At 65.4% G+C, this 1,122-nt stretch carries 1 protein-coding gene; it reads left to right on the forward strand.

Annotation, left to right across the window (positions count from 1 at the left end; genetic code table 11):
* Positions 1-1,122: tetratricopeptide repeat protein (locus tag AC1DYI_RS36445; protein ID WP_477208956.1), on the forward strand; the 1,122-nt coding region annotated here is incomplete at both ends.

The following is a 1,122-nucleotide window of genomic DNA, read 5'->3' on the forward strand; positions in this document are numbered from 1 at the left end:
GTCGATGGCAACACCACCGCTTTGAGCCCGCTGCCGGACTCGCGCAACGTGGTGCATGTGGAAGGCGATGACCGGGTGGTGTTCACCCGCGTCGCGGTCGACCCGGTTCTCGAGGTTCAGCTGACCTACTTCGGCGAGGTCGCCGAGAACATGCGCTACATCCTGGATGCGCAACCGCTGTCCGAGGTCGAGAAGCGGTTCATCGGCGAATACGTGCGCCACTACCCGGGCGCCGAGATCGCCGGCCCGATGCAGGTGGACGAGATTGCCGATCACAACGCAATGCGGGTGCGGCTGAAGTTCAAGTTGCCCAACTACCTTCGCATGCCGGAAGCCAAGCTGCTGGCCGGCGATTTCGGCCTGCCAGCGGTCGCCAGCGAAATGCGCTTGCCCGACCAGGTGCCACGCAAACTGCCCATGCGCCTGGGAACGCCCGGCATCTACCGCCACGCGGTCGAGTTCCGCTTCCCTGAAGAGGTCTTCACGCAGGAAGAGCGCACGCCCTTCGACCAGGCGGGCAACCTGTTCGAGTTGCACACCGTGGTCGACGGCAAGCGCGAAAGCACCCGGGTCAGCGCCGAGCTGCGGCTGCTGCGCGATCGGCTCGAGCCAGGCGATTGGCAGGCTCACCGCGATCAGATGCTCAAGCTCTGGCCGCGCGTCGCCGGCTCCATCAGCGTTCCCACGCTGAGCCAGCAGCAGGCGAAGGGGGTGGTCGACAAACTGAACGTTGCCAAGGAAGAGCTCAAGCGCGGCACGAGCGCGCTGAAGACCGAGATGCAACAGGAAGCCCAGGTCAAGCTGTGGGTCGTGCAGGCTCGGCTGGACAGCCTTCGGTTGCCGCCGAAACCTCGCGCGCAAATCCTCGTGGAACGTGGCGTTCAGCAGGACCGCCTGGGCCAGTTCTCGGAAGCGGCGCTCAGCTTCAACGAAGCGCTGTCGCTGGACGACCGCAACAGTGCGGCTCATGCGGCGTTGTCGGTCAATGCGCTGCTCAGAGGTGACGACGAAAAGTCGATCGCGCACGCTTCGCAGGCTCTTCAGCTCTCGCCCTACGAGCCCGGCCCTCGCTACACCCGCGCCTATGCGAACTACTACGCCGGCCGCGTCGATGCCACGCGC

The sequence above is a fragment of the Ideonella sp. P3_A4 genome (assembly GCF_056403075.1).